Raw genomic sequence first — 207 nt, forward strand, 5'->3', positions numbered from 1 at the left:
TGCCGAAGCCATGGCCAATTTCGAGGAACGCCAGTCTCGGCCGCTTTTTCTGATCATCGGCTACCAGGGATCCGGTCGGCTATTTCAAGGCCTTTACCGGCCTGGTCGAAAAGGTTTTCTGCGTGCCGATCCGCGGCAGCGAAGCGATGATCGACCCGGTGGATATTGTCGAATGCCGCTTATGATGCCGGCTTGGTTGCCGAACCG

Annotated in this window: 1 pseudogene; it reads left to right on the forward strand. The window is 58.0% G+C overall.

The window, feature by feature from the left end:
* A pseudogene (locus tag FY112_RS31870) lies at nucleotides 1-207 on the forward strand (bifunctional folylpolyglutamate synthase/dihydrofolate synthase); the annotation flags it as partial.

The organism is Rhizobium sp. PEPV16, from assembly GCF_008919455.1.
GTDB classification, from domain to species: Bacteria; Pseudomonadota; Alphaproteobacteria; order Rhizobiales; family Rhizobiaceae; genus Rhizobium; species Rhizobium leguminosarum_Q.